Annotated in this window: 19 protein-coding genes and 1 pseudogene; 14 read left to right on the plus strand and 6 right to left on the minus strand. The window is 68.9% G+C overall.

The genetic code is table 11. From position 1 onward, the window contains the following. Positions 1-118 precede the first annotated feature (118 nt). The 4 genes from QTH87_RS11435 (at position 119) to QTH87_RS11450 (ending at position 5,877) form a co-directional block, all read left to right on the plus strand. Complete coding sequence (locus QTH87_RS11435) at positions 119-2,515, plus strand: DNA internalization-related competence protein ComEC/Rec2 (RefSeq protein WP_286609073.1); 2,397 nt, start codon at positions 119-121, stop codon at positions 2,513-2,515. 97 nt (positions 2,516-2,612) lie between these two features. After that, positions 2,613-4,124, plus strand: coding sequence for a circularly permuted type 2 ATP-grasp protein (locus QTH87_RS11440; RefSeq protein WP_286609028.1), 1,512 nt, complete (start codon positions 2,613-2,615; stop codon positions 4,122-4,124). Positions 4,125-4,142: 18 nt separating this feature from the next. Then, positions 4,143-5,099 carry an alpha-E domain-containing protein gene (locus tag QTH87_RS11445; RefSeq protein WP_286609029.1) on the plus strand — a complete coding sequence of 319 codons (957 nt, stop codon included), beginning with the start codon at positions 4,143-4,145 and terminating at the stop codon, positions 5,097-5,099. Between the two features lie 58 nt (positions 5,100-5,157). Further along, positions 5,158-5,877, plus strand: coding sequence for a zf-TFIIB domain-containing protein (locus QTH87_RS11450; protein ID WP_286609030.1), 720 nt, complete (start codon positions 5,158-5,160; stop codon positions 5,875-5,877). Between the two features lie 22 nt (positions 5,878-5,899). On the opposite strand, the gene glpK is transcribed toward QTH87_RS11450, so the two are convergent. After that, complete coding sequence (gene glpK, locus QTH87_RS11455) at positions 5,900-7,393, minus strand: glycerol kinase GlpK (RefSeq protein ID WP_286609031.1); 1,494 nt, start codon at positions 7,391-7,393, stop codon at positions 5,900-5,902. Positions 7,394-7,419: 26 nt separating this feature from the next. Then, positions 7,420-8,184, minus strand: a complete 765-nt coding sequence (locus QTH87_RS11460) for a DeoR/GlpR family DNA-binding transcription regulator (RefSeq protein ID WP_286609032.1) — start codon at positions 8,182-8,184, stop codon at positions 7,420-7,422. Positions 8,185-8,284: 100 nt separating this feature from the next. On the opposite strand from QTH87_RS11460, the gene glpD reads away from it, so the two are divergent. The 7 genes from glpD (at position 8,285) to QTH87_RS11495 (ending at position 15,920) form a co-directional block, all read left to right on the plus strand. After that, positions 8,285-9,952, plus strand: a complete 1,668-nt coding sequence (glpD, locus tag QTH87_RS11465; RefSeq protein ID WP_286609033.1) for a glycerol-3-phosphate dehydrogenase — start codon at positions 8,285-8,287, stop codon at positions 9,950-9,952. Then, the gene (locus QTH87_RS11470; RefSeq protein ID WP_286609034.1) at positions 9,943-11,019 is read left to right on the plus strand and encodes an ABC transporter ATP-binding protein; all 1,077 of its coding nucleotides are present in this window, start codon (positions 9,943-9,945) and stop codon (positions 11,017-11,019) included. The genes glpD and QTH87_RS11470 overlap by 10 nt, the downstream gene beginning before the upstream one ends. A gap of 1 nt (position 11,020) precedes the next feature. Beyond that, positions 11,021-12,091 carry an ABC transporter ATP-binding protein gene (locus tag QTH87_RS11475; RefSeq protein ID WP_286609035.1) on the plus strand — a complete coding sequence of 357 codons (1,071 nt, stop codon included), beginning with the start codon at positions 11,021-11,023 and terminating at the stop codon, positions 12,089-12,091. Then, entirely contained in the window at positions 12,088-12,981 is an 894-nt protein-coding gene (locus tag QTH87_RS11480; protein WP_286609036.1) for a carbohydrate ABC transporter permease, read from the plus strand. Before QTH87_RS11475 ends, QTH87_RS11480 begins: the two co-directional genes overlap by 4 nt. Then, the gene (locus tag QTH87_RS11485; RefSeq protein ID WP_286609037.1) at positions 12,978-13,790 is read left to right on the plus strand and encodes a carbohydrate ABC transporter permease; all 813 of its coding nucleotides are present in this window, start codon (positions 12,978-12,980) and stop codon (positions 13,788-13,790) included. Before QTH87_RS11480 ends, QTH87_RS11485 begins: the two co-directional genes overlap by 4 nt. Position 13,791: 1 nt before the next feature. Further along, positions 13,792-14,100 (plus strand): DUF2160 domain-containing protein, encoded by a 309-nt coding sequence (locus QTH87_RS11490; RefSeq protein ID WP_286609038.1) that lies wholly within the window; start codon positions 13,792-13,794, stop codon positions 14,098-14,100. An 89-nt stretch (positions 14,101-14,189) separates the two neighbouring features. Next, positions 14,190-15,920, plus strand: coding sequence for an ABC transporter substrate-binding protein (locus QTH87_RS11495; protein WP_286609039.1), 1,731 nt, complete (start codon positions 14,190-14,192; stop codon positions 15,918-15,920). A 25-nt stretch (positions 15,921-15,945) separates the two neighbouring features. On the opposite strand, the gene mltB is transcribed toward QTH87_RS11495, so the two are convergent. Genes mltB through QTH87_RS11515 form a run of 4 tightly spaced genes read right to left on the minus strand, consistent with a single transcriptional unit; the run spans position 15,946 to position 21,017 of the window. Then, positions 15,946-17,049 carry a lytic murein transglycosylase B gene (gene mltB, locus QTH87_RS11500; protein ID WP_286609040.1) on the minus strand — a complete coding sequence of 368 codons (1,104 nt, stop codon included), beginning with the start codon at positions 17,047-17,049 and terminating at the stop codon, positions 15,946-15,948. A 52-nt stretch (positions 17,050-17,101) separates the two neighbouring features. Beyond that, complete coding sequence (locus QTH87_RS11505; protein ID WP_286609041.1) at positions 17,102-19,096, minus strand: transglutaminase TgpA family protein; 1,995 nt, start codon at positions 19,094-19,096, stop codon at positions 17,102-17,104. Then, a complete protein-coding gene (locus tag QTH87_RS11510) occupies positions 19,090-20,100 on the minus strand; it encodes a DUF58 domain-containing protein (RefSeq protein WP_444812769.1) in 1,011 nt (336 codons plus the stop codon). The genes QTH87_RS11505 and QTH87_RS11510 overlap by 7 nt, the downstream gene beginning before the upstream one ends. Continuing rightward, complete coding sequence (locus QTH87_RS11515) at positions 20,097-21,017, minus strand: AAA family ATPase (protein WP_286609042.1); 921 nt, start codon at positions 21,015-21,017, stop codon at positions 20,097-20,099. The genes QTH87_RS11510 and QTH87_RS11515 overlap by 4 nt, the downstream gene beginning before the upstream one ends. Positions 21,018-21,093: 76 nt before the next feature. Between QTH87_RS11515 and QTH87_RS11520 the strand changes: the two genes are divergently transcribed. The 3 genes and pseudogenes from QTH87_RS11520 to QTH87_RS11530 all read left to right on the plus strand — a co-directional run. After that, on the plus strand, positions 21,094-22,047 hold the full coding sequence (locus tag QTH87_RS11520) for a histone deacetylase family protein (RefSeq protein WP_286609043.1): 954 nt from the start codon (positions 21,094-21,096) through the stop codon (positions 22,045-22,047). A gap of 24 nt (positions 22,048-22,071) precedes the next feature. Then, entirely contained in the window at positions 22,072-23,358 is a 1,287-nt protein-coding gene (locus QTH87_RS11525; protein WP_286609044.1) for a mechanosensitive ion channel family protein, read from the plus strand. 139 nt (positions 23,359-23,497) lie between these two features. After that, positions 23,498-23,626, plus strand: a pseudogene (locus QTH87_RS11530) (electron transfer flavoprotein subunit beta/FixA family protein); the annotation flags it as partial.

Below are 23,626 nucleotides of genomic sequence, written 5' to 3' on the forward strand. Positions count from 1 at the left end.
TCCGACACAGAAAGCAATTTGCGCGCCAAAGAGCGCAGGGGAGTGAATTGCACATGGGTGAAGGAACGGCCTCGTGAGCACGAGGTGGGAGGGGCGCGCGCGGGCGATGTTCGGCGCGATGGCGGGATCGGTGCTCGGTGCGGCGCTGCAGTTGCAGCAGCCGTCGCTGTGGCATGCGGGTGCCTATGCGCTGCTGCTGCTGGCGAGCGGTGCACTGGGCTGGACGGCATGGCGCCGACGGCGCTGGCCGATGGCCTTGTCGTTGTGCGTCGCACTGCTGCTCGGCGCGCTGGCCGGCTTCGGTGCCGCTGGCTGGCGCGCATCGGCGTACGCGGCCGGCGCAATGCCACCCGAGATCGAAGGCCGCGACCTGCTGGTCGAGGGCCGGGTCGCGAGCATGCCCCAGCTTGGCGCAGCGGGGATCCGTTTCGTCTTCGATATCGATTCGGCTCACTGGGCAAAGGCCGGCGAGGACGAGGAGGCGATGCCTGCCTTCGCGCCCTCGCGCGTGATGCTGGCCTGGTACGACGCCCGCATAGGGCCCTGGGCCCGGCCCGGGGCCGAGTCCGTGCCGCCGGGCCCCGTGCACGCGGGCGAGCGCTGGCGCTTCACGGTGCGGCTGCGGGCGCCGCACGGCAGCCTCAATCCGCATGGCTTCGATCACGAACTGCGCATGTGGGAACGCGGCGAGCGCGCCACCGGCCAGGTGCGCGACGGCGCGCGCGATCCGCGGCCCGAGCGACTCGGCACGGGCTGGGGCGATCCGGTCGAGCGGCTGCGCGGGTCGGTGCGCGACCGCATCGTCGCGCAGGTGGCCGATGCCCGGCTGGCGGGCGTGATCGCGGCGCTGGTCACGGGCGAACAGAACGCGATCGACCGGGCCGACTGGGACATCTTCCGGATCACCGGCGTCGCGCACCTGGTGTCGATCTCCGGCCTTCACATCACGATGTTCGCGTGGCTCGCGATGCGCGTGGTCGGCTGGCTCTGGCGCCGCAACGGCCGTCTTATGCTGGCCTGGCCGGCCCCGCATGCGGCGCTGGTCGGCGGCGTGCTGCTGGCCACGCTCTACGCGCTGTTCAGCGGCTGGGGCGTGCCCGCGCAGCGGACCATCGTCATGCTCGCGGCCATCGCGCTGCTGCGACTGACAGGCAGGCGCTGGCCCTGGCCCTTCGTCTGGCTGCTGGCCTGCGCGCTGGTGGTCGCGCTCGACCCCTGGGCGCTGATGCAGGCCGGCTTCTGGCTCAGCTTCGTGGCGGTCGGCGTGCTGTTTGCGGGCAGTGCCGGCGGGCCCGACGGTGCGCCGGCCGGCTTCGGGGCGCGTGCGCTTCGCCTTCTGCGCGAGCAGTGGATGGTGACGCTGGCGCTGACGCCGCTCACGCTGCTGCTGTTCCAGCAGGTGTCGCTCGTGGGCCTGGCGGCCAATGCGGTCGCGATCCCGTGGGTCACGCTGGTGGTCACGCCGCTCGCGATGCTCGGAACGCTGGCGCCGGCGCTGTGGCAGCTTGCCGCGGCCTCGGTGCAACTGATGCTGTGGCTGCTGCAATGGATGGCCGACTGGCCCTTCGCTGCGCTGTCGATGGCGGCGCCGCCGTTGTGGCGTGCGGTCGCTGGCATCGCGGGCGGCGTGCTGATCGCGATGCGGCTGCCTGCCGCGATGCGCCTGATGGGGCTGCCGCTGCTGTTGCCCGTGCTCTTTTGGCAGCCGCCGCGGCCCGCGCAGGGCGAGTTCGAACTGCTCGCGGCCGACATCGGGCAGGGCGGCGCCGTTCTCGTGCGCACGGCCAGCCACAGCCTGCTGTACGACACGGGCCCGCGCTACGGCCTCGACAGCGACGCCGGCGATCGCGTGCTGGTGCCGCTGCTACGTGCGCTCGGCGAACGGCTCGACCTCGTGGTGCTGAGCCATCGCGATGCCGACCACACGGGCGGCGCCGAGGCGGTGCTCGCGGCGCAGCCGCAGGCCCGGCTGCTGAGTTCCATCGAGGCCGGGCATCCGCTGCAGGCCGTGCGGCCATCGCAGCGCTGCGAGGCGGGCCAGCGCTGGCAGTGGGACGGCGTCGACTTCGAGCTGTTGCATCCGCAACCCGGAGACTATGCGAGCTTCGTGGCGCCGAAGCCCAATGCCATCTCCTGCGTGCTGCGCATCGGCAACCGGCGTGCCACCGCGCTGCTGGCGGGCGACATCGAGCGGCTGCAGGAAGGCGCCCTGGTGGAGCGCGCCGCCGGCGGCCTGCGCGCGGACGTCCTGCTCGTGCCCCACCACGGCAGCAAGACCTCGTCGACCGCTCAGCTGCTGGACGCCGTGCGCCCGCAGCTTGCGCTGGTCCAGTCGGGCTGGCGCAACCGCTTCGGCCATCCGGCGGCCGAGGTGCCGGCGCGCTACGAGGCGCGCGGCATCGAGGTTGTGCGCTCCACCCACTGCGGCGCCGCCGCCTGGTCCAGCCTCGAACCCGGGCGCGTGGCCTGCGAGCGCCAACGGCGCGCCCGCTATTGGCAGCATGCCGTGCCCTGAGTGGCACGCGGCCGCCATCCGGGCAGGCCCCAGGTGATGAAGCCCGCGATCGTGGCCTTGAACTTGCTAAGCTATGGTCAAGGAGATTGGTCGTCCCATGCACAAATTCGATGAGATGTACGAACAGCTGCCCTACAACGGCGCGGCTGTGCGGAGCCACTACAAACGTTACGACCAATGGCTCGCCAAGCAGCCCACCGAGGTCATGCGTTCGCGGCGAGAGGAGGCGGAGATGATCTTCCGCCGGGTCGGCATCACTTTCGCGGTCTATGGCGCGAAGGACGAGGACGGCTCGGGCACCGAACGCCTGATCCCCTTCGACCTGCTGCCGCGCATCATTCCGGCGCACGAGTGGGACTCGATGGAAAAGGGTTTGGTACAGCGGGTCAACGCGCTCAACCGCTTCATCCACGATGTCTACCACGATCAGGAGATCATCAAGGCCGGCGTCGTGCCGGCCGAGCAGATCCTCAACAACGCGCAGTACCGGCCCGAGATGAAGGGCGTCAAGGTGCCCAACGACATCTACTCGCACATCTCGGGCATCGACATCGTCCGCGCGCCGGACGCCCAGGGCAACGGCGAGTACTACGTGCTCGAAGACAACCTGCGGGTACCCAGCGGCGTGAGCTACATGCTGGAAAACCGCAAGATGATGATGCGGCTGTTCCCCGAGCTGTTCAGCCAGAACCGGATCGCGCCGGTCGCCCACTACCCCGACCTGCTGCTCGAGACGCTGCGCGCATCGGCGCCGCCGGCCACGGCCGAGCCCACGGTCGTGGTGCTCACGCCCGGCATGTACAACAGCGCCTATTTCGAGCATGCATTCCTCGCCCAGCAGATGGGCGTCGAACTGGTCGAGGGCCAGGACCTGTTCGTCAAGGACGACTTCGTCTACATGCGCACCACGCGCGGCCCGCGCCGGGTCGACGTGATCTACCGCCGGGTCGACGACGACTTCCTCGACCCCGAGGTGTTCCGCCCGACCTCCACGCTGGGCTGCGCCGGGCTGATGCGGGCCTACCGCGAGGGCAACGTCGTGATCTGCAACGCGGTCGGCACCGGTGTGGCCGACGACAAGTCGATCTATCCCTACGTGCCGAAGATGATCGAGTTCTATCTGGGCGAGAAGCCGATCCTCAAGAACGTGCCGACCTACATGTGCCGCAACAAGGACGAACTGGCCTACACGCTCGCGAACATGAAGGATCTGGTCGTGAAGGAGGTGCATGGCGCCGGCGGCTACGGGATGCTGATCGGCCCGGCGGCAACGCAGGCCGAGATCGAGGACTTCAAGAAGGCCGTGATCGCCAAGCCCGACGGCTACATCGCGCAGCCGACGCTGAGCCTGTCGAGCTCGCCGACCTTCGTCGACGCCGGCATCGCGCCGCGCCACATCGACCTGCGGCCCTTCGTGCTGTCGGGCAAGGAAGTGCAGATGGTGCCGGGCGGCCTCACGCGCGTCGCACTCAAGGAGGGCTCGCTGGTGGTGAACTCGTCGCAGGGCGGCGGCACCAAGGACACCTGGATCCTCGAGGCCGACCGTGCGGCCAAGCCGCGCGCGGCGGCCGCCTCCCAGTCGCAATCGCAAACCCAGACCTCGACCTGAGCGGAAGAAAGTCCCGATATGCTGTCACGCACCGCCGACCACCTCTACTGGATGTCGCGCTACACCGAGCGCGCGGAGAACACCGCGCGCATGCTGGACGTCAACTACCAGACCTCGCTGCTGCCGCAATCCGCCGAGGTCGCGCGCTATGGCTGGCAGGGCCTGCTGTCGATCAGCGAACTGCTGCCGCTCTACAACGAGAAGCACGAAGGCTTCAAGCCCGACGAGGTGATGGAGTTCATGGTCAAGGACGAGTCCAACCCGTCCTCGATCCTGTCCTGCCTGCGCGCGGCGCGCGAGAACGCGCGGGCGGTGCGCGGCGCGCTCACCACCGAGGCCTGGGAGACCCAGAACACCACCTGGCTCGAGGTCAACCGCATGCTGCGCGCCGGCGAGTTCGAGCGCGATCCGGCGCAGTTCTTCGAATGGGTGAAGTTCCGCTCGCACCTGTCGCGCGGCGTGACGCTCGGCACCATGCTGCAGGACGAGTCCTTCTACTTCTCGCGCCTCGGCACCTTCCTCGAACGCGCGGACAACACGGCGCGGCTGGTCGACGTCAAGTTCCATGCGCTCAACAGCGAGTTCTTCGGCACCGCCACCGAGGAAGACCAGGAGTACGACTTCTATCACTGGAGCGCGATCCTGCGCAGCGTCTCGGCCTTCGAGGTCTACCGCAAGGTGTACCGCGACGTCATCAAGCCCGAGCGCGTGGCCGAGCTGCTGATCCTGCGCCCCGACATGCCGCGCTCGCTGCATGCGAGCCTGCACGAGGTGGTGTTCAACCTCGACAAGGTCAAGAACGAGCAGAGCGCCGAGACGCAACGCCGCGCCGGCAAGCTGCTGGCCGACCTGCAGTACGCGCGTGTCGACGAGATCCTCGCGACCGGGCTGCATGCCTACCTCACGCAGTTCCTCGACCGCGTGAACGAACTCGGCTGGCGCATCAGCCAGGACTTCCTGGTGCCGGGGCACTGAGCAGCGAGAGGACACGCGCCGTCGTTTCGCCGATGGCGGGCGTGTTTTCCGCGCTACGATGCGCGCCGTGAATTCAACGCGTCTCTGTCCATCCTGCCGCCAGCCCACGGAGGCGCACCGATTCGCCTCCAACGGCGGCACTTCGGTCGACCTCGACATCTGCTTTGCCTGCCAGGGGCTCTGGTTCGATGCAGGCGAGAACCTCCGGCTGGCGCCTTCGGGTGTCCTGGCGCTGTTCGAACTGCTGCACCGGCATCGCGGCGACGCCCACCATCCGATCCACGATCCGCTGCGCTGCCCGAGCTGCAAGCGCACGCTGGCCCATGGCTTCGACCAGGTGCGAAGCGGCCGCTACGTCACCTATCGCTGTCCGCAGGGCCACGGGCGCTTCGCGAGCTTCTCGTCCTTCATGATCGAGAAGGGCTTCGTGCGGCAGATGACGCGGCCCGAGATCGAGGACCTCGCCCGCCGCGTGGATGCGATCTACTGCACGGGCTGCGGCGCGCCGGTCGATATCCGGCGCGACCACGCGTGCCCGCATTGCCGCGCCGCCTTCTCGCTGCTCGATCCGGCAGCGGTCGAGCAGGCGCTGCAGCGCCACGCCAGCGCGGCAGCGCCCCCGGGACAGCCCGCGCGGCCGCCGGTGGACATCGCCGATGCGCTGGTCGCCATCGAACGCAACCGGCAGGAGGCATTGCGCGAGGAGAAGAAGTCCGATCCGACTGCCGACCTGTGGTCGGCCGGGCTGGAACTGGTCTGGCGCGTCCTGACGCGCTGAAGGCGGCGCCCGGGCGTGGCCTTCAGGTCGCGATGGCCTGTCGCACCGCCCGCTCCCAGCGGGCCATCGAAGCCTCCGCCTGCGGGCGGCCCATGGTCGGCATGAAGCGGCGCTCCACGCGCCACAGCTGCGACAGCTGCCGGATGTCGTCGTAGAACCCGGTCGACAGGCCCGCGAGGTAGGCCGCGCCCAGCGCCGTGGTCTCCGTGACTTCGGGCCGCAGGACCGGGATGCCCAGCAGGTCGGCCTGGAACTGCATCAGCAGGTCGTTGACGCAGGCGCCGCCATCGACGCGCAGTTCGGCCACGGCGCTGCCGCCGGCGGCCACCGCGTCGCGGCTCATCGCCTGCAGCAGTGCGGCGCTCTGGTAGGCGATGCTCTCCAGCGCCGCGCGTGCGATGTGGGCCATGGTCGTGCCGCGCGTCAGGCCGGTGACGATGCCGCGTGCCTCGGCGTTCCAGTAGGGCGCTCCCAGGCCGGTGAAGGCCGGCACCATCATCACGCCGCCGGAGTCGGGCACGCTCTCGGCCAGGCCTTGCACTTCGGCGCTGCCCTTGATGGCCTGAAGGCCGTCACGCAGCCATTGCACGACGGCGCCACCGACGAACACGCTGCCTTCCATCGCGTACTGCGGCTGGGCGCCGGTCTGGGCCGCACTGGTCACGAGCAGGCCGTTGGTCGATGGCTGAAAGGCCTCGCCGGTATGCATGAGCAGGAAGCAGCCGGTGCCGTAGGTGTTCTTCGCCATGCCGGGCCCGAAGCAGGCCTGGCCGAAGAGGGCCGCCTGCTGGTCGCCGGCCACGCCGCCGATGGGCAGCGACTGGCCGAGCAGGGCCGCGTCGGTGTCGGCGAAATGCGCGCTCGACGGCTTCACCTCGGGCATCAGCGAAGCCGGGATGTCGAGCGCCTCCAGCAGCTCCGCGTCCCACTGGTTGCGGTGGACGTCGAACAGCATCGTGCGCGAGGCGTTGCTGACATCGGTGGCGTGCACCTTGCCGCCCGTGAGCTGCCAGATCAGCCAGCTGTCGACCGTGCCGAAGGCCAGTTCGCCTCGTTCGGCCGCGGCGCGCGCCCCGGCCACGTTGTCGAGCAGCCAGCGCAGCTTGGTGCCCGAGAAGTAGGCGTCGATCACGAGTCCGGTCTTCTCGCGGATGACGTCGGCCATGCCGTCGGCGCGCAGGCGGGCGCACAGCGGCTCGGCGCGGCGGTCCTGCCAGACGATCGCGTGGTGCACCGGTTGGCCGGTCCTGCGGTTCCACAGCAGCGTGGTCTCGCGCTGGTTCGTGATGCCGATCGCATGGATGTCGGCCGGCTGCAGCCCGGCCCTGGCGAGCACCTCGCGCGCGGTGGCGAGCTGGCCGCGCCAGATCTCCATCGGATCGTGCTCGACCCAGCCCGGCTGCGGGTAGATCTGGGGCAGCTCGCGCTGTGCGATCGCCACGATGCGGCCCTCGCGGTCGAACACGATGCTGCGCGAGCTCGAGGTGCCCTGGTCGAGGGCGAGCAGATAGGTCATGGGAACGGTCCTTCGGGGTCCTCGGGTCAGGCGGAAATCTCGCAGCGCACCTGGGCCTGGTCGAGCAGGTCCGGGAAGGGCGGCGGCGGCGTGGCGTCCGTGAACAGGCAATCGATCTGCGACAGGGTCGCCAGCTCGATCATCGCCGGCCGGTTGAACTTGCTCGCGTCGGCCGCGAGCCAGACCTCGCGCGCCTGCGCAATGATGGTCTGCGCCACCTTCACCTCGCGCAGGTCGAAGTCGCGCAGCGTGCCGTCGTCCTCGATGCTCGAGACGCCGATGAGCGCGATGTCGACCTTGAACTGGCGGATGAAGTCGACCGTCGCCTCGCCGACGATCGCGCGGTCGCGCAAGCGCACCGAACCGCCGGCCACGATCACTTCGCAGTCGGGGTTGTCGCTCAGGATGGTCGCCACGTTGAGGTTGTTGGTGATCACGCGCAGGCCCGTGTGGCGCAGCAGCGCCTTGGCGATGGCCTCGGTCGTGGTGCCGATGTTGAGGATCAGCGAGCAGTCGTTGGGCACGCGCGCCGCCACTGCGCGTGCGATGCGCGCCTTGCCCTCGGCGTGCAGCGTCTCGCGCTGGCGGTAGCCGATGTTCTCGGTGGTGGAACTCGGCATGCGCACGCCGCCGTGGAAGCGCGTGAGCAGCCCCTCGTCGGACAGGCGCTGGATGTCGCGTCGCACCGTCTGCAGGGTCACGCCGAGCATGTCGGCGAGCTGCTCGACCGAGACCGAGCCCCGGGACCGAACCGTGTGGAGGAGCTTGAGCTGGCGGGGATTCGAATTCACGGTGAGTGGGTGGCGCGATCGCGCTCCTGACTTTAGAACGAACGAAAACGAATGGACTTTAGGGTTAACGATGGGGAAAATCGCATCGTAAGGAATCAAAATGAAAAAATTCGAAAGTGACGCAGCCGAGAACCGTGAAATAAGTCACACACGATCGGAAGCCCTCGCCGTGAGCGCAGACCTTTCTTCGCCGAATGCAGACCCGACCGATTGCGACGTCCTCATCGTGGGCGGCGGGATCAACGGCTGCGGCATCGCACGCGACCTCGCGGGCCGCGGCTGGCGCGTGCTGCTGTGCGAGAAGGACGATCTCGCGGCCCACACGTCCTCGTCGTCGACCAAGCTGATCCACGGCGGGCTTCGCTACCTGGAGCACTACGAGTTCTCGCTCGTTCGCAAGGCACTGCAGGAGCGCGAGGTGCTGCTCAAGAGCGCGCCGCACATCATGTGGCCGCTGCGCTTCGTGATGCCGCACGACCCCTCGATGCGTCCGGCCTGGATGATCCGCATCGGTCTGTTCCTCTACGACCACCTGGCAAAGCGCGAGGTGCTGCCGCCCTCGCGAACGGTCGACCTGCGACGCCATGTGGCAGGCGCGCCGCTCAAGCCGGAGTTCCGCCGCGGCTTCGTCTATTCCGACGGCTGGGTCGACGACGCGCGGCTCGTGGTGCTCAATGCGGTCGACGCGCGCGCGCGCGGTGCCGAGGTGCTCACGCGCACGCGCTGCATCGGCGCTCAGCGCGACGCCACGGGCTGGAGCGCGGTGCTCGAAGGCGCGGACGGCCGCCAGCGCAACGTGCGTGCCCGTGCCGTGGTGAACGCCGCGGGACCGTGGGCCGAGGCCTTCCTGCGCGGCGTCGCGCGGCCGCTGCACGGGGAGGCGCTCGCAACGCGTCACCTGCGGCTGGTCAAGGGCAGCCACATCGTGGTGCCGCGCGTGTTCGGCCACAACCACGCCTACATCTTCCAGAACCCCGACAAGCGGATCATCTTCGCGATTCCCTACCAGGACGAATTCACGCTGATCGGCACCACCGACATCGAGCTGCAGGGTGACGATCCAGGCGCGGCACGCATTGGCGAGGACGAGATCGACTATCTCTGCAGCCAGGCCAGCCGCTATTTCGCGCAGCCGGTGAAGCCCGCCGACGTGGTCTGGACCTACTCCGGCGTGCGCCCGCTGCTCGACGACGCCTCGGGCGACCCGTCGGCCGTCACGCGCGACTACCTGCTCGAATCGAACACCGCGGCGGCGCCGCTGCTGTCGGTGTGGGGCGGCAAGATCACCACCTTCCGAAAGCTTGCGGAAGACGCCGCCGACGAGGTCGGGCGCATGCTCGGCGAGGCGCGCGCGCCATGGACCGACGGCGCCTTCCTGGCCGGTGGCGATCTGTCGGCCTGGATTGGTGCCACGCGGCCGAGCGCGAGGCCCGACGACGACTTCGAGCACTTCGTCGCCGCGGTGCAGCTGCGCCATCCCTGGCTCGACCACGTGCTGGCGCGCCGGCTCGCGCGGGCCTACGGCGCGCGCATCTCCGAACTGCTCGGCGACGCCGGTTCGATGGCTGACCTGGGCCCGGCCGTGGCGCCGGACCTGCACGAGCGCGAGCTGCACTACCTGCGCGACCAGGAATGGGCCTGCAGCGGCGACGACGTGCTGTGGCGCCGCTCCAAGCTGGGCCTGCGCCTCACGCCGCAGCAGCGCGAGCAGGTGGATGCCTGGATGCAGCGCCATGCCCGTTCCGAGGAAGGCGTTCCATGCAGCTGAGCCTCGAGCGCGTCGGCAAGAAGGTGGGGCCGCAGACCTGGCTCTACCCGCAGAGCATTGCGCCGCGCAGCGGCGCGGTGACGGTGCTGCTCGGGGCCACCCAGGCCGGCAAGACCAGCCTGATGCGGCTCATGGCCGGCCTCGATGCACCTACCGAGGGCCGGGTGCTGGTCGACGGCCAGGACGTGACCGGCGTGCCGGTGCGGCAGCGCAACGTGGCCATGGTCTATCAGCAGTTCATCAACTATCCCTCGCTCACGGTGGCCGACAACATCGGCTCGCCGCTCAGGCTGCGCGGCGAGAAGAACGTGGCCGCGCGCGTGCGCGAGCTGGCCGACAAGCTGCACATCGGCATGTTCCTCGACCGCCTGCCGGCCGAGCTCTCGGGTGGCCAGCAGCAACGCGTGGCGCTGGCCCGGGCATTGGCGAAGAACGCGCCGCTGATGCTGCTCGACGAGCCGCTCGTCAACCTCGACTACAAGCTGCGTGAAGGCCTGCGCGACGAGCTCGCGCACCTGTTCGCGAGTGGCGATTCGACCGTCGTCTACGCCACCACCGAGCCCGGCGAGGCGCTCCTGCTGGGCGGCTACACGGCGGTCATGGACGCCGGCGAGCTGCTGCAGTACGGGCCGACCGCCGAGGTCTTCCACAAGCCCGGGTCGCTGCGGGTGGCGCGCGCCTTCAGCGATCCGCCGATGAACCTGCTGGCCGGGCGCGTGGCGGCCGGCGGCGTGCAGCTGGAGGGCGGGCCGTCGCTGCCGCTCGCGCTGCCGCCGGAGGTCGACGGCCTGGTCACGGTCGGCCTGCGTGCGAGCGCGCTCGACGTCGTGGCCCGTGCGGCGCACATCGCGCTGCCCGGCAAGGTCGAGCTGGCCGAGATCTCGGGGTCGGACACCTTCGTCCACGTCGAGACGCCGGTGGGTGAAGTCGTGGCACAGCTCACGGGCGTCCATCGCTTCGAACTCGGCGCGGCGATCACGCTGTATTTCGATCCCGCCCAGGCCTACGTGTTCGACGTCGGCGAACGGCTGGCACGGGCGCCGGCACAGCCTGCACGGAGCGCCTGACATGGCACGCATCGACCTCGACCTGGCGCACGCCTATGGACCGAGTCCGATGCAGGAGAGCGACTACGCGCTGCTGCCGCTGCAGATGAGCTTTCGCGACGGCGGCGCCTATGCCCTGCTCGGGCCCTCGGGCTGCGGCAAGACCACGATGCTCAACATCATCTCGGGCCTGCTCGCGCCGTCGGAAGGCAGCGTCAGGTTCGATGGCCGCGACGTCACGCGCGAGACGCCGCAGCAGCGCAACATCGCGCAGGTGTTCCAGTTTCCGGTGGTCTACGACACCATGACCGTGGCGCAGAACCTGGCCTTTCCGCTGCACAACCGCAAGCTGCCGGCCGAGCAGATCCGCAGGCGCGTGGGACAGATCGCCGAGATGCTCGACATGAGCGGCCAGCTCAACCAGCGCGCGGCCGGTCTCGCGGCCGACGCCAAGCAGAAGATCTCGCTGGGCCGCGGCCTGGTGCGCGACGACGTCTCGGCGGTGCTGTTCGACGAACCGCTGACCGTGATCGATCCGCATCTCAAGTGGCAGCTGCGGCGCAAGCTCAAGCAGATCCATCGCGAGCTGAAGCTCACGCTGATCTACGTCACCCACGACCAGGTCGAGGCGCTCACCTTCGCCGAGGAAGTGGTCGTGATGACACGCGGAAAGGCGGTCCAGGTGGGCAGCGCCGAGGCGCTGTTCGAGCGGCCCGCCCACACCTTCGTGGGCCACTTCATCGGCTCGCCGGGCATGAACTTCCTGCCGCTGACGAGCACGGCCGGCATGCTCGAGATCGCCGGCACGCGGCTGGCAGCGCCCCGCACGCTGCCCGAAGGCCCGCTCAAGCTCGGCATCCGGCCCGAGTACCTGAGCCTGGCCGAACCGGGCTCGGCCGGCGCGATCCCCGCAACCGTGACCCGGCTGCAGGACGTCGGCACCCACCTGATGCTGAGCGCACAGGCCGGCGAGAGCCTGTTGAAGGCGCGGCTCGCGAACGATGCGGTGGTGCCTGCAGCGGGCGCTCCGGTCTGGCTGCGCGTGATCGACCGCAAGAGCTGCTTCTACCGCGACGAGGAGCTGGTGCCATGAACGCAACGAACAAGCCCCTGAACCAGAAGGCCTGGTGGCTGGTGCTGCCGGTGCTGCTGTGCGTGGCCTTCTCGGCCATCGTGCCGCTGATGACCGTGGTCAACTACTCGGTGCAGGACATCATCTCGCCCGAGCGCCGCGTGTTCGTCGGCACCGAGTGGTTCGCGGCCGTGATGCGCGACGACGAGCTGCATTCGGCGCTGTTCCGCCAGCTCGGCTTCTCGCTCGCGGTGCTGGCGGTCGAGATTCCGCTGGGCATCTGCCTGGCGCTGTCGATGCCTGCCACGGGCTGGAAGGCCTCGGCGGTGCTGGTGGTGGTGGCGCTGTCGCTGCTGATCCCCTGGAACGTGGTCGGCACCATCTGGCAGCTCTTCGGACGCAGCGACATCGGCCTGCTCGGCCACACGCTCATGAAGCTGGGCATCGAGTACAGCTACACGGGCAATGCGCGCCACGCCTGGCTCACGGTGCTGCTGATGGACGTCTGGCACTGGACGCCGCTGGTGGCACTGCTGTGCTTCGCGGGGCTGCGGTCCATTCCCGACGCCTACTACCAGGCCGCGCGCATCGACGGCGCAAGCAAGTTTGCGGTGTTCCGCTACATCCAGCTGCCCAAGATGCGCGGCGTGCTCGTGATCGCGGTGCTGCTGCGCTTCATGGACAGCTTCATGATCTATACCGAGCCCTTCGTGCTGACCGGCGGCGGCCCCGGCAACGCGACCACCTTCCTGAGCCAGTACCTGACGCAGAAGGCGGTGGGCCAGTTCGACCTCGGGCCGGCCGCGGCCTTCTCGCTCATCTACTTCCTCATCATCCTGCTGCTGTGCTTCGTGCTCTACAGCTGGATGCTGCGGGTCGGCACGCTCGAGGTCGCGGAGGAGCCGCAATGAACCACGACCGCTTCAGCAAGCGCAGCGTCTTCCTGCTGCTCTACCTGGTGTTCGCGCTCCTGCCCATCTACTGGATGGTCAACATGAGCTTCAAGACCAACGAGGAGATCGTCTCCAGCTTCTCGTTCTTTCCGCAGGCCTTCACCTGGGACAACTACCGGCGCATCTTCACCGACGAATCCTGGTATTCGGGCTACATCAACAGCCTGATCTACGTCGGCATCAACACCGTGATCTCGCTGGCGGTGGCGCTGCCCGCGGCCTACGCGTTCTCGCGCTACACCTTCCTGGGCGACAAGCACGTCTTCTTCTGGCTGCTGACCAACCGCATGACGCCGCCCGCGGTGTTCCTGCTGCCGTTCTTCCAGCTCTATTCCACGGTGGGCCTGATGGACACCCACCTTGGCGTGGCGCTCGCGCACCTGCTGTTCAACGTGCCGCTCGCGGTCTGGATCCTGGAAGGCTTCATGAGCGGCATTCCGCGCGAGATCGACGAGACCGCCTACATCGACGGCTATTCGTTCCCGCGCTTCTTCCTCACGATCTTCCTGCCGCTGATCAAGGCCGGGGTCGGCGTCGCGGCCTTCTTCTGCTTCATGTTCAGCTGGGTCGAGCTGCTGCTTGCGCGCACGCTCACGAGCGTGAACGCCAAGCCCATCGTGGCGACCATGACGCGAACCGTGAGCGCCTCGGGCATGGACTGGGCCACGCTCGCCGCCGCCGGCGTGCTGACCATCGTGCCGGGCGCCATCGTGATCTGGTTCGTGCGGCACTACATCGCCAAGGGCTTCGCGATGGGGAGGGTCTGACATGTTCGACTGGATGGTCTGGACCACCCCGGTGGCGATCTTCTTCAGCTGCATCGCGCTGATGCTGGTCGGCATGACCGTGTGGGAGCTGCAGTCGCCGACCCCGTTGCGTCGGGGCTGGCTGCCGATGGAGACGACGCGCGGCGACCGGCTGTTCATCGGCCTCCTGATCGCGGCCTACATCAACCTGATCTTCATCGGCCTCGCGGGCAGGTTCCAGGAGTGGTTCGGCCTCGAGGCCGAGCCGTCGATCTGGATCAGCTTCGTGCTGTCCATGGGCGTGCTCGCGCTGGTGATGCGCAAGGGCTGAACGCACGCGCTCCTTTCGAAACGGACCGGCTCTTCCGCTTTCCCGGAGCCGTTCTGCCAGCAGCGGAAAGCGCCATCGAGGAGACAAGCATGAAGATTCGCTACACAGCGTTGGCAGCGGCAGCGGCAAGCTTTGCCCTGCAGGGTGCCTGGGCCGGGGAGGCGGAGGCGAAGAAATGGATCGACAGCGAGTTCCAGCCGTCGAGCCTGAGCAAGGAGCAGCAGGCGGCCGAGATGAAATGGTTCATCGACGCGGCCAAGAAGCTGCAGGACAAGGGCGTCAAGGAAGTCGCGGTGGTGTCGGAGACCATCACCACGCACGAGTACGAATCGAAGACGCTGGCCAAGGCCTTCGAGGAGATCACGGGCATCAAGGTCAAGCACGACCTGATCCAGGAGGGCGACGTGGTCGAGAAGCTGCAGACCTCGATGCAGTCGGGCAAGTCGATCTACGACGGCTGGATCTCCGACTCCGACCTGATCGGCACCCACTACCGCTACGGCAAGATCATGTCGCTGTCCGAGTACATGGCGGGCGCGGGCAAGGAGTGGACCAATCCGGGCCTCGACGTGAAGGACTTCATCGGGACCAGCTTCACGACCGCGCCCGACGGCCAGCTCTACCAGCTGCCCGACCAGCAGTTCGCCAACCTGTACTGGTTCCGCGCCGACCTGTTCGGTCGCAAGGACCTGCAGGACAAGTTCAAGGCCAAGTACGGCTACGAACTCGGCGTGCCGCTCAACTGGAGCGCCTACGAGGACATCGCGGAGTTCTTCACGGTCGACGTCAAGACCATCGACGGCAAGCCGATCTACGGCCATATGGACTACGGCAAGAAGGACCCTTCGCTGGGCTGGCGCTTCACCGACGCCTGGCTGTCGATGGCGGGCACCGCGGACAAGGGCATCCCGAACGGCATGCCGGTCGACGAATGGGGCATCAAGGTCGCGGCCGACAAGTGCACGCCGGTGGGCGCCACGGTGGCGCGCGGCGGCGCGACCAATTCGCCGGCCGCGGTCTATGCGCTCACCAAGTACATCGACTGGATGAAGAAGTACGCGCCCAAGGAGGCCATGGGCATGACATTCGGCGAGGCCGGGCCGGTGCCGGCGCAGGGGCAGATCGCGCAGCAGATCTTCTGGTACACGGCCTTCACGGCCGACATGACCAAGGCCGGGCTGCCGGTGGTCAACGCCGACGGCTCGCCCAAGTGGCGCATGGCGCCCGGACCCAACGGCCCCTACTGGAAGCAGGGCATGCAGAACGGCTACCAGGACGTCGGCTCGTGGACCTTCTTCAAGGGCCATGACGCCAACAAGACCGCGGCCGCCTGGCTCTACGCGCAGTTTGTGACCTCCAAGACCGTATCGGCCAAGAAGAGCGTGGTCGGCCTGACCTTCATTCGCGAGAGCGACATCAAGCACGACTACTTCACGCAGAACGCCAACAAGTACGGCGGCCTGATCGAGTTCTACCGCAGCCCCGCACGCGTGGCATGGACCCCGACCGGCACCAACGTGCCCGACTATCCGAAGCTGGCCCAGCTCTGGTGGAAGAACGTGGCCGAAGCCGTGACCGGCGAGAAGACGCCGCAGAAGGCGATGGACAACCTGGCCGAGGAGATGGACAACGTGATGGGCCGCCTCGAGCGTGCCGGCATGGCCAAGTGCGCGCCCAAGCTGGCACCCAAGGGCGACCCCGCGAAGATGCTGAGCGACGAGCACGCACCCTGGAAGAAGCTCGCGAACGAGAAGCCCAAGGGCGAGACCATCGACTACAACAAGCTGCTGACGGCCTGGAAGGAAGGCAAGGTGAGGTAGTCGACCGGCGCCGCGCGGCGCGGCCTCATTGCGCCATTGCCGCCTGCACCTCGCGGCCGAGGTCGATCACCGACATCGCGTAGTAGCTGCTCCAGTTGTAGCGGGTGATGACGTAGAAGTTCTTCGTGCCGGCGACGTAGCTCGGCGTCCCGTGGCCGTTCTGCAGCTCGACCAGAGCGAGCAGGCCCGGGTGCCGCAGCGCCTCGCCCTGCAGCACCGCGCCGCCGGCCACGAAGGCGTCGACGCTGAAGGTGGGCACGATGTCGGGCGCCAGCAGCACCGCCTTGCGCAGCCGCGCCTCGTCGAAGCGCACCGGGAACACCGGCGGCACGCCGGGCTGCCAGCCGAAGGCCTTGAAGTAGTTGGCGACCGAGCCGATCACGTCGACCGGATTGCGGACCAGGTCGATGCGGCCGTCGCCGTCGAAGTCGACGGCGTATTTGGCGATGCTGCTCGGCATGAACTGCGGCATGCCCATCGCGCCCGCATAGCTGCCCACCGGGGTCATCGGATTCTCGGCGGTCCGGCTCTCGGTGCTCAGGAAGCTTTCGAGCTCGCCGCGGAAGAAGGCCCGCCGTTCGGCCGCTCGCGGATGGGCATCGGGAAAGTCGAAGGCCAGCGTGGCCAGCGCGTCGATGACGCGGAACTGTCCCATGTCGCGGCCGTAGATGGTCTCGACGCCGATGATGCCGACGATGATCTCGGCCGGCACGCCGTAGGTGGCCTCGGCGCGCGCCAGCGTCTCGGCGTTGCTGCGCCAGAAGCGCACGCCGGCGGCGATGCGCACCGGCTCGACGAAGCGGCCGCGGTAGGCCTGCCAGTTCTTCGGTGCGCCGCCGGCCGCAGGCAGCATCAGGCGCGGCACGTTGGGCAACTGGCGCGCCTGGCCGATGGTCGCGCGGGTCCAGGCCGGATCGAGCTGGCGCCGCGCCGCCACCTCGTCGGCGAACTGCATCGCATCGGCGCGGCCGGCGTAGAGTACGGGGCTGCGCGCCGGGGCGCTGCGCTTGTCGGCCGCCGCCTTGGCCCGCGCGGAGGCGGTCGAAGCCTCGGCGGCAGGCAGGCCGGTCGCCAGCAGCAGCGCGCTCGTCAGCGCGGCCGGCAGGGCAGGGGAGAGAAGACTTCGCATCGCTGCGATTGTGCCGTTCGAAAAGCGGTCCGGGTTCGGTGGAACCAGCGCATCAGCGCGGCCACGCCAGGCGCCGGAACTCGCTGCGCAAGGCGGGAAGGGCGTCGCGCGGCGCCTTCGCGTAGCGCTGCGCCTCCAGCCGCAGCAACCAGTCGTGAACCGGCTGCGCGTCGGCGCCGTGGCGCGCAGCGACGGCGGCCGCCATCTGCCGCGGCGAGGCGCCTTCGGGCAGCACCACGCCGGTCATGGCGAGCCGCTTGCGCACGCGGCCCAGAAGCCGCAGCCAGGGGTCGTGCTGGCTGCGCTCCCACAAGGTCCAGGCGGCGCCGGCCAGGCTCGCGATCACCAGCAGCACGAGCATCACCAGCGCCAGGTCGAGCAGGCTCGGCGCACCGAAGCCGATGTTGCGCAGCAGATCGAGCTGGCGGCTTTGCGTGTAGTTGAGGACCCATTGGTTCCAGCCGTTGTTGACCGCCTCCCAGGCGGCGCGCAGGTTCTGCGACAGCGTCGGGTTCATGGCGCCGATGGCACCCGCGAACAGTCCGGGCTCGGGCGCCAGGCGGCGGAACTGCCCGACCCGGTCGGGAGCGATCGCGCCCGTGGGATCGACCCGCACCCAGCCGCGGCCTTCTTCCCACACCTCGGCCCAGGCATGGGCATCGCTGTTGCGCACCACCCAGTACTTGTCGACCCCGTTGAGCTCGCCGCCCTGGTAGCCCGTGACGATGCGCGCCGGAATGCCCAGCGCACGCATCAGCACCACGAAGGAAGAAGCAATGTGCTCGCAGAAGCCGGCCTTGCGGTCGAACCAGAATTCGTCGGCCGTGTCGTTGCCGAAGACACCCGGCTCCAGCGTGTACGAATAGCCGCCGGTGCGAAGCCGCTGCAGCACGTTCTGCACCAGCGCCGGCGTGTCGGCGCCGGCCAGCGCCGGATCGCTGCGCATCTGCGCTGCCAGCGCCACCGTGCGCGGGTTCGATCCCGGCGGCAACGCGACGAGGGACCGCAGTGCCGGGGTGCGGCGCGTGGGACCGCTCTCGAACTGCGTGTAGCTGCGGGCCCGGTAGCGCACGAGGTCGCCGATCGGGCGGTTCGCGACCCATTGCAGCTCGGGTGTGGCGAACAGTTCGTAGCCCTGGAGCTCGGGCCGGGTCGGCGCGGCATCGAGCGTGAGCACCCAGGGCCGGTTCGAGGGCTCCAGCGTGACCTCGTAGTCGGTCGGCGGGCCGCCGACGCGCAGGCTCTGCGGCAGTGCCGCGCGCGAGAACAGGGGCGGTGCGGTCCATTCGCGGCCGTCGAACTGCGACAGCACGGGTCCGCGAAAGTACAGCGCGGTGCGCGGCGGCACGCGGCCGTCGTCGAAGCGCACGCGTGCGGCGATGCCGTCGTCCAGCGCCAGTGCCGCCATGGTGCCGACCCGCATCGAGTTCGAGAGCCCGGTGCGCCCGGTCATGGTGTCGTTCGGCGTGCCCCACAGCGGCGCCAGGCGCGGGAACAGCATGAACAGCACGAGCATGATCGGCGCCCCGAGCAGCGCCATCTTTGCAGCCGTGCGCGCCGCCTGCGCGAGCGGCGGCTTGCCCACCGGCATGTGGGCATTGACGAGCGCGGTCAGCAGCCCTAGCAGCGCGAGCAGCATCGCGAAGGCGGTGACGAGCGACTGCGAATAGAAGAAGTTCGTGAGCATCGCGAAGAAGCCCAGGAAGAACACCACGAAGGCATCGCGCCTCGCGCGCAGCTCGAGCGTCTTGAGCGCGAGCAGGATCACCACCAGCGTGACGCCGGCATCCCGGCCCAGCAGCGTGCGGTGGGTGGCGTAGGTCGCGACCAGCGTCAGCGCGAGCAGCGCGATGCGCCAGCCACGGCCCGGCAGTGGCCGCTGCTGCACCGCCAGCGCGCCGCGCCAGAGCAGCACCACCGCGGCCAGCGTGCTGCACCACCACGGCAGGTTGGGCACCTGCGGCAGCAGGATCAGCGCGATCACGCCGAGCAGGAAGAGGGTGTCGCGCGTTTCGCGCGGCAGGGCCTGGAGCCGGGCGCTCAGCATAGGGCCAGCGTCTCGAGGCATTGGCGCTTGTGGGCCTCGCCCTGCGCCGGCGCGACCGTCCGGCCCGCGATGCGCAGCCCGTAGTCGACGCCGAGCCGGTCGGCCATCAGCACCCAGGCGCACAGGCGCGAGATGCGGCCCTCGGCATCGGCCAGGCCCGCCAGCTGGGCATCGAGCCACAGCTCCTGGCGCTGGGCCTGCTGGGTGTCGCGGCTCACGAGGTCGTCCGAGCCCGCGGCCTGCGCCTGCGCGGCGCGCTTCCAGACGACGAGCTTGAGCGGATCGCCGCGGCGGTAGGCGCGCACGCCGTCGTATTCGCCGGCCGGATGGGTGCGCAGCGCCACCGATGCGGCCTGGCCCGCGAGCGGCTCGGCGGGCGGCAGCGGTGGCGGATGTGCCTCGGGCGCAGGGTAGACCAGCATCGTCGATGCCGGTCGCCAGATGCTCCAGACGCGGAAGGTGCCGAGCGGGAAGCGGGTCTCGACGGTCAGCGTCGGCACCGCATGCAGGCCGCGGCGCTCGGGCCGGAAGGCCACCTCGACGGTCGCGCTGCCCTGGGCCGGCACGTCGCACCAGGCCCACTGGCCGCTGCGATGCACCGCGAGGCCGATGCCGTAGCGGGTGCTGCGCCGCGCGTTGTCGAGCACCAAGCGGAACACCGCGGCGGCACCCGCATAGCGCGGCTCGGGCGCCATCAGGTGCAGCGACAACCCGCGCAGCGTGCCGTGGCAGACGTGCATGCCCGCGGCGACGCTGCCCGCCAGCAGGAAGGTCAGCAGGTAGCCGAGGTTGAGCTGGTAGTTGATCGAGGCCACGAGCAGCAGCAGCAGCGTGGCGGCAAGCATCCAGCCGGCGGTAGTCGGCACGATGTAGACATTGCGCTGCGTGAGCTCGAGCGTGTCGGATGGCGGACGGCGCGACAGGAACCAGCGGTCGATGCGGGTGCGCAGCGGTGCGCCGCGCGCCGCCAGCCAGCCGCGGGCCGGCGCCGGATCGGCTGTCACGGCAGCGGCACCGCCGCGATCATCGCGCGCACCTGCTCGACCGCGCCGCGGCCGGCGTCGCCCACCGGCGTCAGCCGATGCGCGATGGTCTGCGGCAGCACCGCCTGCACGTCATCGGGCGCCACGTAGTCGCGGTTGGCCAGCAGCGCCTGCGCCTTGGCGGCGCGCAGCAGCGCGATGCCCGCACGCGGCGACAGGCCCTGCAGGAACCAGCGGCCCGATCGCGTCGCGGCCATCAGGTCCTGCAGGTAGTTGAGGAGAGGCTCGGAGGCATGCACCTGCTGCACGCGCTGCTGCAGCGCCTTGAGCTCGCCGGCGGTCAGCAGCGCGGGCAGGCCGGCCAGCATCTCGCGCCGGTCGGCGCCCGCAAGCAGCTCGCGCTCCGCCGCGCGGTCGGGGTAGCCGAGCGAGATGCGCATCAGGAAGCGGTCGAGCTGCGACTCGGGTAGCGCGAAGGTGCCCAGCTGGTCGTGCGGATTCTGGGTGGCGATGACGAAGAAGGGCGTCGGCAGCGGCCGGGTCTCGCCCTCGATCGTGACCTGCTTTTCTTCCATCGCCTCGAGCAGTGCGCTCTGGGTCTTGGGACTGGCGCGGTTGATCTCGTCGGCCAGCAGCACCTGCGCGAAGATCGGCCCGGGATGGAACACGAAGGCCTGCTGCCCGCGGTCGTAGATCGCGACGCCCGAGAGGTCGCCCGGCATCAGGTCGGCCGTGAACTGCACGCGCGAGAAATGCAGCCCGAAGGTGTGCGAGAGCGCGTGGGCCAGCGTGGTCTTGCCGACCCCCGGAACATCCTCGATCAGCAGGTGTCCGCCCGCCAGCAGGCAGGCCACGCAGTCGCGCACCTGCGCCTCTTTGCCCACGATCACCGTGTTAAGCTGACCGAGCAAACTGGCGAGCTTTGCGGCGACGTCCATTTTTGTATCCATATGCAAACAATACCGTAAGCCCGGCGGGCCCATGCCGCGTAGGGCTACGACGCGGATTTCGATCATGGGTAAGACCGGCTACTTCACACACCGAGACTGCTGGAAGCACGACATGGGGCCGGGCCATCCGGAATGCCCCGCGCGGCTCGATGCGATCGAGGACCGCCTGCTCGTCACGGGCGTGGGCGACGCGCTCGAGCGGGCCGAGGTCCCGCTGGCCACCTTGCCGCAGATCACGCGCGCGCATGGCGTGGCCCACATGGAGCATCTCGAGGAACTGAGCCAGCGCCTCATCGAGGACGCGCCGGCCGGCGGCCCCGACCATGCGCAGATCGACCCCGACACCACGCTGACCCGCTTCACGGTGCTGGCGGCCCGCCGCGCCGCGGGTGCCGCCATTGCCGCCACCGACGCCGTGGTCTCGGGCGAGTTCGAGAACGCCTTCTGCGCCGTGCGCCCGCCGGGCCATCACGCCTGTCGCGACCAGGCGATGGGCTTCTGCTTCTTCAACAACATCGCGATCGCGGTGCGCCATGCGACCGAGCATCACGGCCTCGAACGGGTTGCGGTGGTCGACTTCGACGTGCACCACGGCAACGGCACCGAGGACATCCTCAGCAACGATCCGCGGGTGCTGATGGTCGGCTTCTTCCAGCATCCCTTCTATCCGTTCAGCGGCGCCGAGCATCCGGCCTCCAACATGCTGAACCTGCCAGTGCCCGCCTATACCAAGGGCATGGACGTGCGCGAAATGATCGAGGCCTGCTGGATGCCTCGGCTCGAGGAATTCAAGCCGCAGATGATCTTCGTGAGCGCGGGCTTCGACGCCCACCGCGACGACGAACTCGGCCAGCTGCGCCTCAACGAGCACGATTTCGCCTGGATCACGAGCCGCGTGGTCGACATCGCGCGCCGCCATGCGGGCGGGCGCATCGTCTCGATGCTCGAGGGCGGATACAACCTCGATGCCCTGGCGCGCAGCGTCGAGGCGCACCTGCGGGTGCTCGCCGACCTCTGACGTCCGGCGCGGACATCCCGGTTGATGAACTTCAGCGAATTCACGCAAAAGCTCTCGCAGGTCCAGGCTCGCGGCCTCTGGATCGAGGTCGCGCTCCTGGTCGGCTGCGTGCTGGTGGCCTGGGCCGTCTGCCGTTGGTTCGGCCGCGACCAGCCCAAGGACTCGATCTGGTTCGGCCGCCGCACCATCGACGGCCTGCTGTTCCCGCTGATGGCGCTGCTGTTCACCGATCTCGCGCGGCGCGCGGTGATTGCCTTCGCGAGCCAGCCTGTGCTGGTGTTGCGCATCGCGGTGTCGGTGTTCGTGGCGCTGGTCGCGATCCGCTTCTTCGCGCGCGTGCTGAGCGCGGTGTTTCCGGCCTCGGCCCTGGCCCGGCTGGTCGAGCGCACGATCTCGTGGCTGGCCTGGATCGGCGCCATCCTCTGGATCGTCGGTCTGCTCCAGCCGGTGCTGGCCGAGCTCGACGAGATCACGCTGGCCTTCGGCCGCACGCGCGTGAGCCTGCGCACCATCATGGACGGCACGCTGTCGGCCGGCCTGGTGCTGGTGATCGCGCTGTGGGTCTCGCAGACGATCGAGAAGCGCATCCTCCGCGAGGCCGTGGCCGACCTGTCGATGCGCAAGGTGGCCTCGAACGCGGTGCGCGCCTTCCTGCTGCTGATCGGCCTGCTGTTCGCGCTGTCGGCGGTGGGCGTCGACCTGACCGCGCTGTCGGTGCTGGGCGGCGCGCTCGGCGTCGGCCTTGGCTTCGGCCTGCAGAAACTGGCCGCCAACTACGTGAGCGGCTTCGTGATCCTGCTCGAGCGCTCGATCCGCATCGGCGACAACGTGCGCGTCGACGGCTTCGAAGGCCGCATCACCGACATCAAGACGCGCTACACGCTGGTGCGGGCCGGCAACGGACGCGAGTCGATCGTGCCCAACGAGTCGCTGATCACGAGCCGGGTCGAGAATCTTTCGCTGGCCGACCGCAAGTTCAACATCTCGACCACCGTGGTCGTCGGCTACGACAGCGATGTCGCACGCGTCCAGCAGATCCTGTGCGACGCCGCCGCCGCGCAACCGCGCGTGCTGAACGATCCCGCGCCGGTGGCCTTCCTGCTGACCTTCGCCGCCCATGGACTGGAGTTCACGCTCAACTTCTGGGTCGCTGATCCGGACAAGGGCAGGGACAACGTCCGCTCCGCCATCAACATCGCGATTCTCGAAGGCCTTCGAGCCGCGGGCATCGCGATTCCCTACCCCCAGAGCGTGCTGCACGTGGAGTCGATGCCGCCCGGCACTTCTCCTGCGGAGGCGGCTCGCCTATAATCGCAAAAAAGCACGACCGTTCTTTTTCGTCGCCCTCCGCGCCGCCCCTGATTGAAATGAACAGTCCTCGCAGAGGCCGGCGCCTAAAATCGCCGGTTGCCTGCAAGTCCCGGTTTCGCAATTCAATGGAGTCAAACCAATGAAGATTCTTGTTCCCGTCAAGCGGGTCGTCGACTACAACGTCAAGGTTCGCGTCAAGTCCGATGGCACGGGCGTCGACATCGCCAACGTCAAGATGAGCATGAACCCCTTCGACGAGATCGCTGTC

Origin of the sequence: Variovorax jilinensis (assembly GCF_030316885.1) — a bacterium.
In the GTDB taxonomy this organism is placed as follows: domain Bacteria; phylum Pseudomonadota; class Gammaproteobacteria; order Burkholderiales; family Burkholderiaceae_C; genus Variovorax; species Variovorax jilinensis.

Bases quoted from the DNA above. Each gene is read 5' to 3' on its own strand.
- QTH87_RS11435 (WP_286609073.1), top strand. From the start codon at position 119: ATGGCGGGATCGGTGCTCGGTGCGGCGCTGCAGTTGCAGCAGCCGTCG.
- QTH87_RS11440 (WP_286609028.1), top strand. From the start codon at position 2,613: ATGCACAAATTCGATGAGATGTACGAACAGCTGCCCTACAACGGCGCG.
- QTH87_RS11445 (WP_286609029.1), top strand. From the start codon at position 4,143: ATGCTGTCACGCACCGCCGACCACCTCTACTGGATGTCGCGCTACACC.
- QTH87_RS11450 (WP_286609030.1), top strand. From the start codon at position 5,158: ATGCGCGCCGTGAATTCAACGCGTCTCTGTCCATCCTGCCGCCAGCCC.
- glpK (WP_286609031.1), bottom strand. From the start codon at position 7,393: ATGACCTATCTGCTCGCCCTCGACCAGGGCACCTCGAGCTCGCGCAGC.
- glpD (WP_286609033.1), top strand. From the start codon at position 8,285: ATGAAAAAATTCGAAAGTGACGCAGCCGAGAACCGTGAAATAAGTCAC.
- QTH87_RS11470 (WP_286609034.1), top strand. From the start codon at position 9,943: ATGCAGCTGAGCCTCGAGCGCGTCGGCAAGAAGGTGGGGCCGCAGACC.
- QTH87_RS11475 (WP_286609035.1), top strand. From the start codon at position 11,021: ATGGCACGCATCGACCTCGACCTGGCGCACGCCTATGGACCGAGTCCG.
- QTH87_RS11480 (WP_286609036.1), top strand. From the start codon at position 12,088: ATGAACGCAACGAACAAGCCCCTGAACCAGAAGGCCTGGTGGCTGGTG.
- QTH87_RS11485 (WP_286609037.1), top strand. From the start codon at position 12,978: ATGAACCACGACCGCTTCAGCAAGCGCAGCGTCTTCCTGCTGCTCTAC.
- QTH87_RS11490 (WP_286609038.1), top strand. From the start codon at position 13,792: ATGTTCGACTGGATGGTCTGGACCACCCCGGTGGCGATCTTCTTCAGC.
- QTH87_RS11495 (WP_286609039.1), top strand. From the start codon at position 14,190: ATGAAGATTCGCTACACAGCGTTGGCAGCGGCAGCGGCAAGCTTTGCC.
- mltB (WP_286609040.1), bottom strand. From the start codon at position 17,049: ATGCGAAGTCTTCTCTCCCCTGCCCTGCCGGCCGCGCTGACGAGCGCG.
- QTH87_RS11505 (WP_286609041.1), bottom strand. From the start codon at position 19,096: ATGCTGAGCGCCCGGCTCCAGGCCCTGCCGCGCGAAACGCGCGACACC.
- QTH87_RS11515 (WP_286609042.1), bottom strand. From the start codon at position 21,017: ATGGACGTCGCCGCAAAGCTCGCCAGTTTGCTCGGTCAGCTTAACACG.
- QTH87_RS11520 (WP_286609043.1), top strand. From the start codon at position 21,094: ATGGGTAAGACCGGCTACTTCACACACCGAGACTGCTGGAAGCACGAC.
- QTH87_RS11525 (WP_286609044.1), top strand. From the start codon at position 22,072: ATGAACTTCAGCGAATTCACGCAAAAGCTCTCGCAGGTCCAGGCTCGC.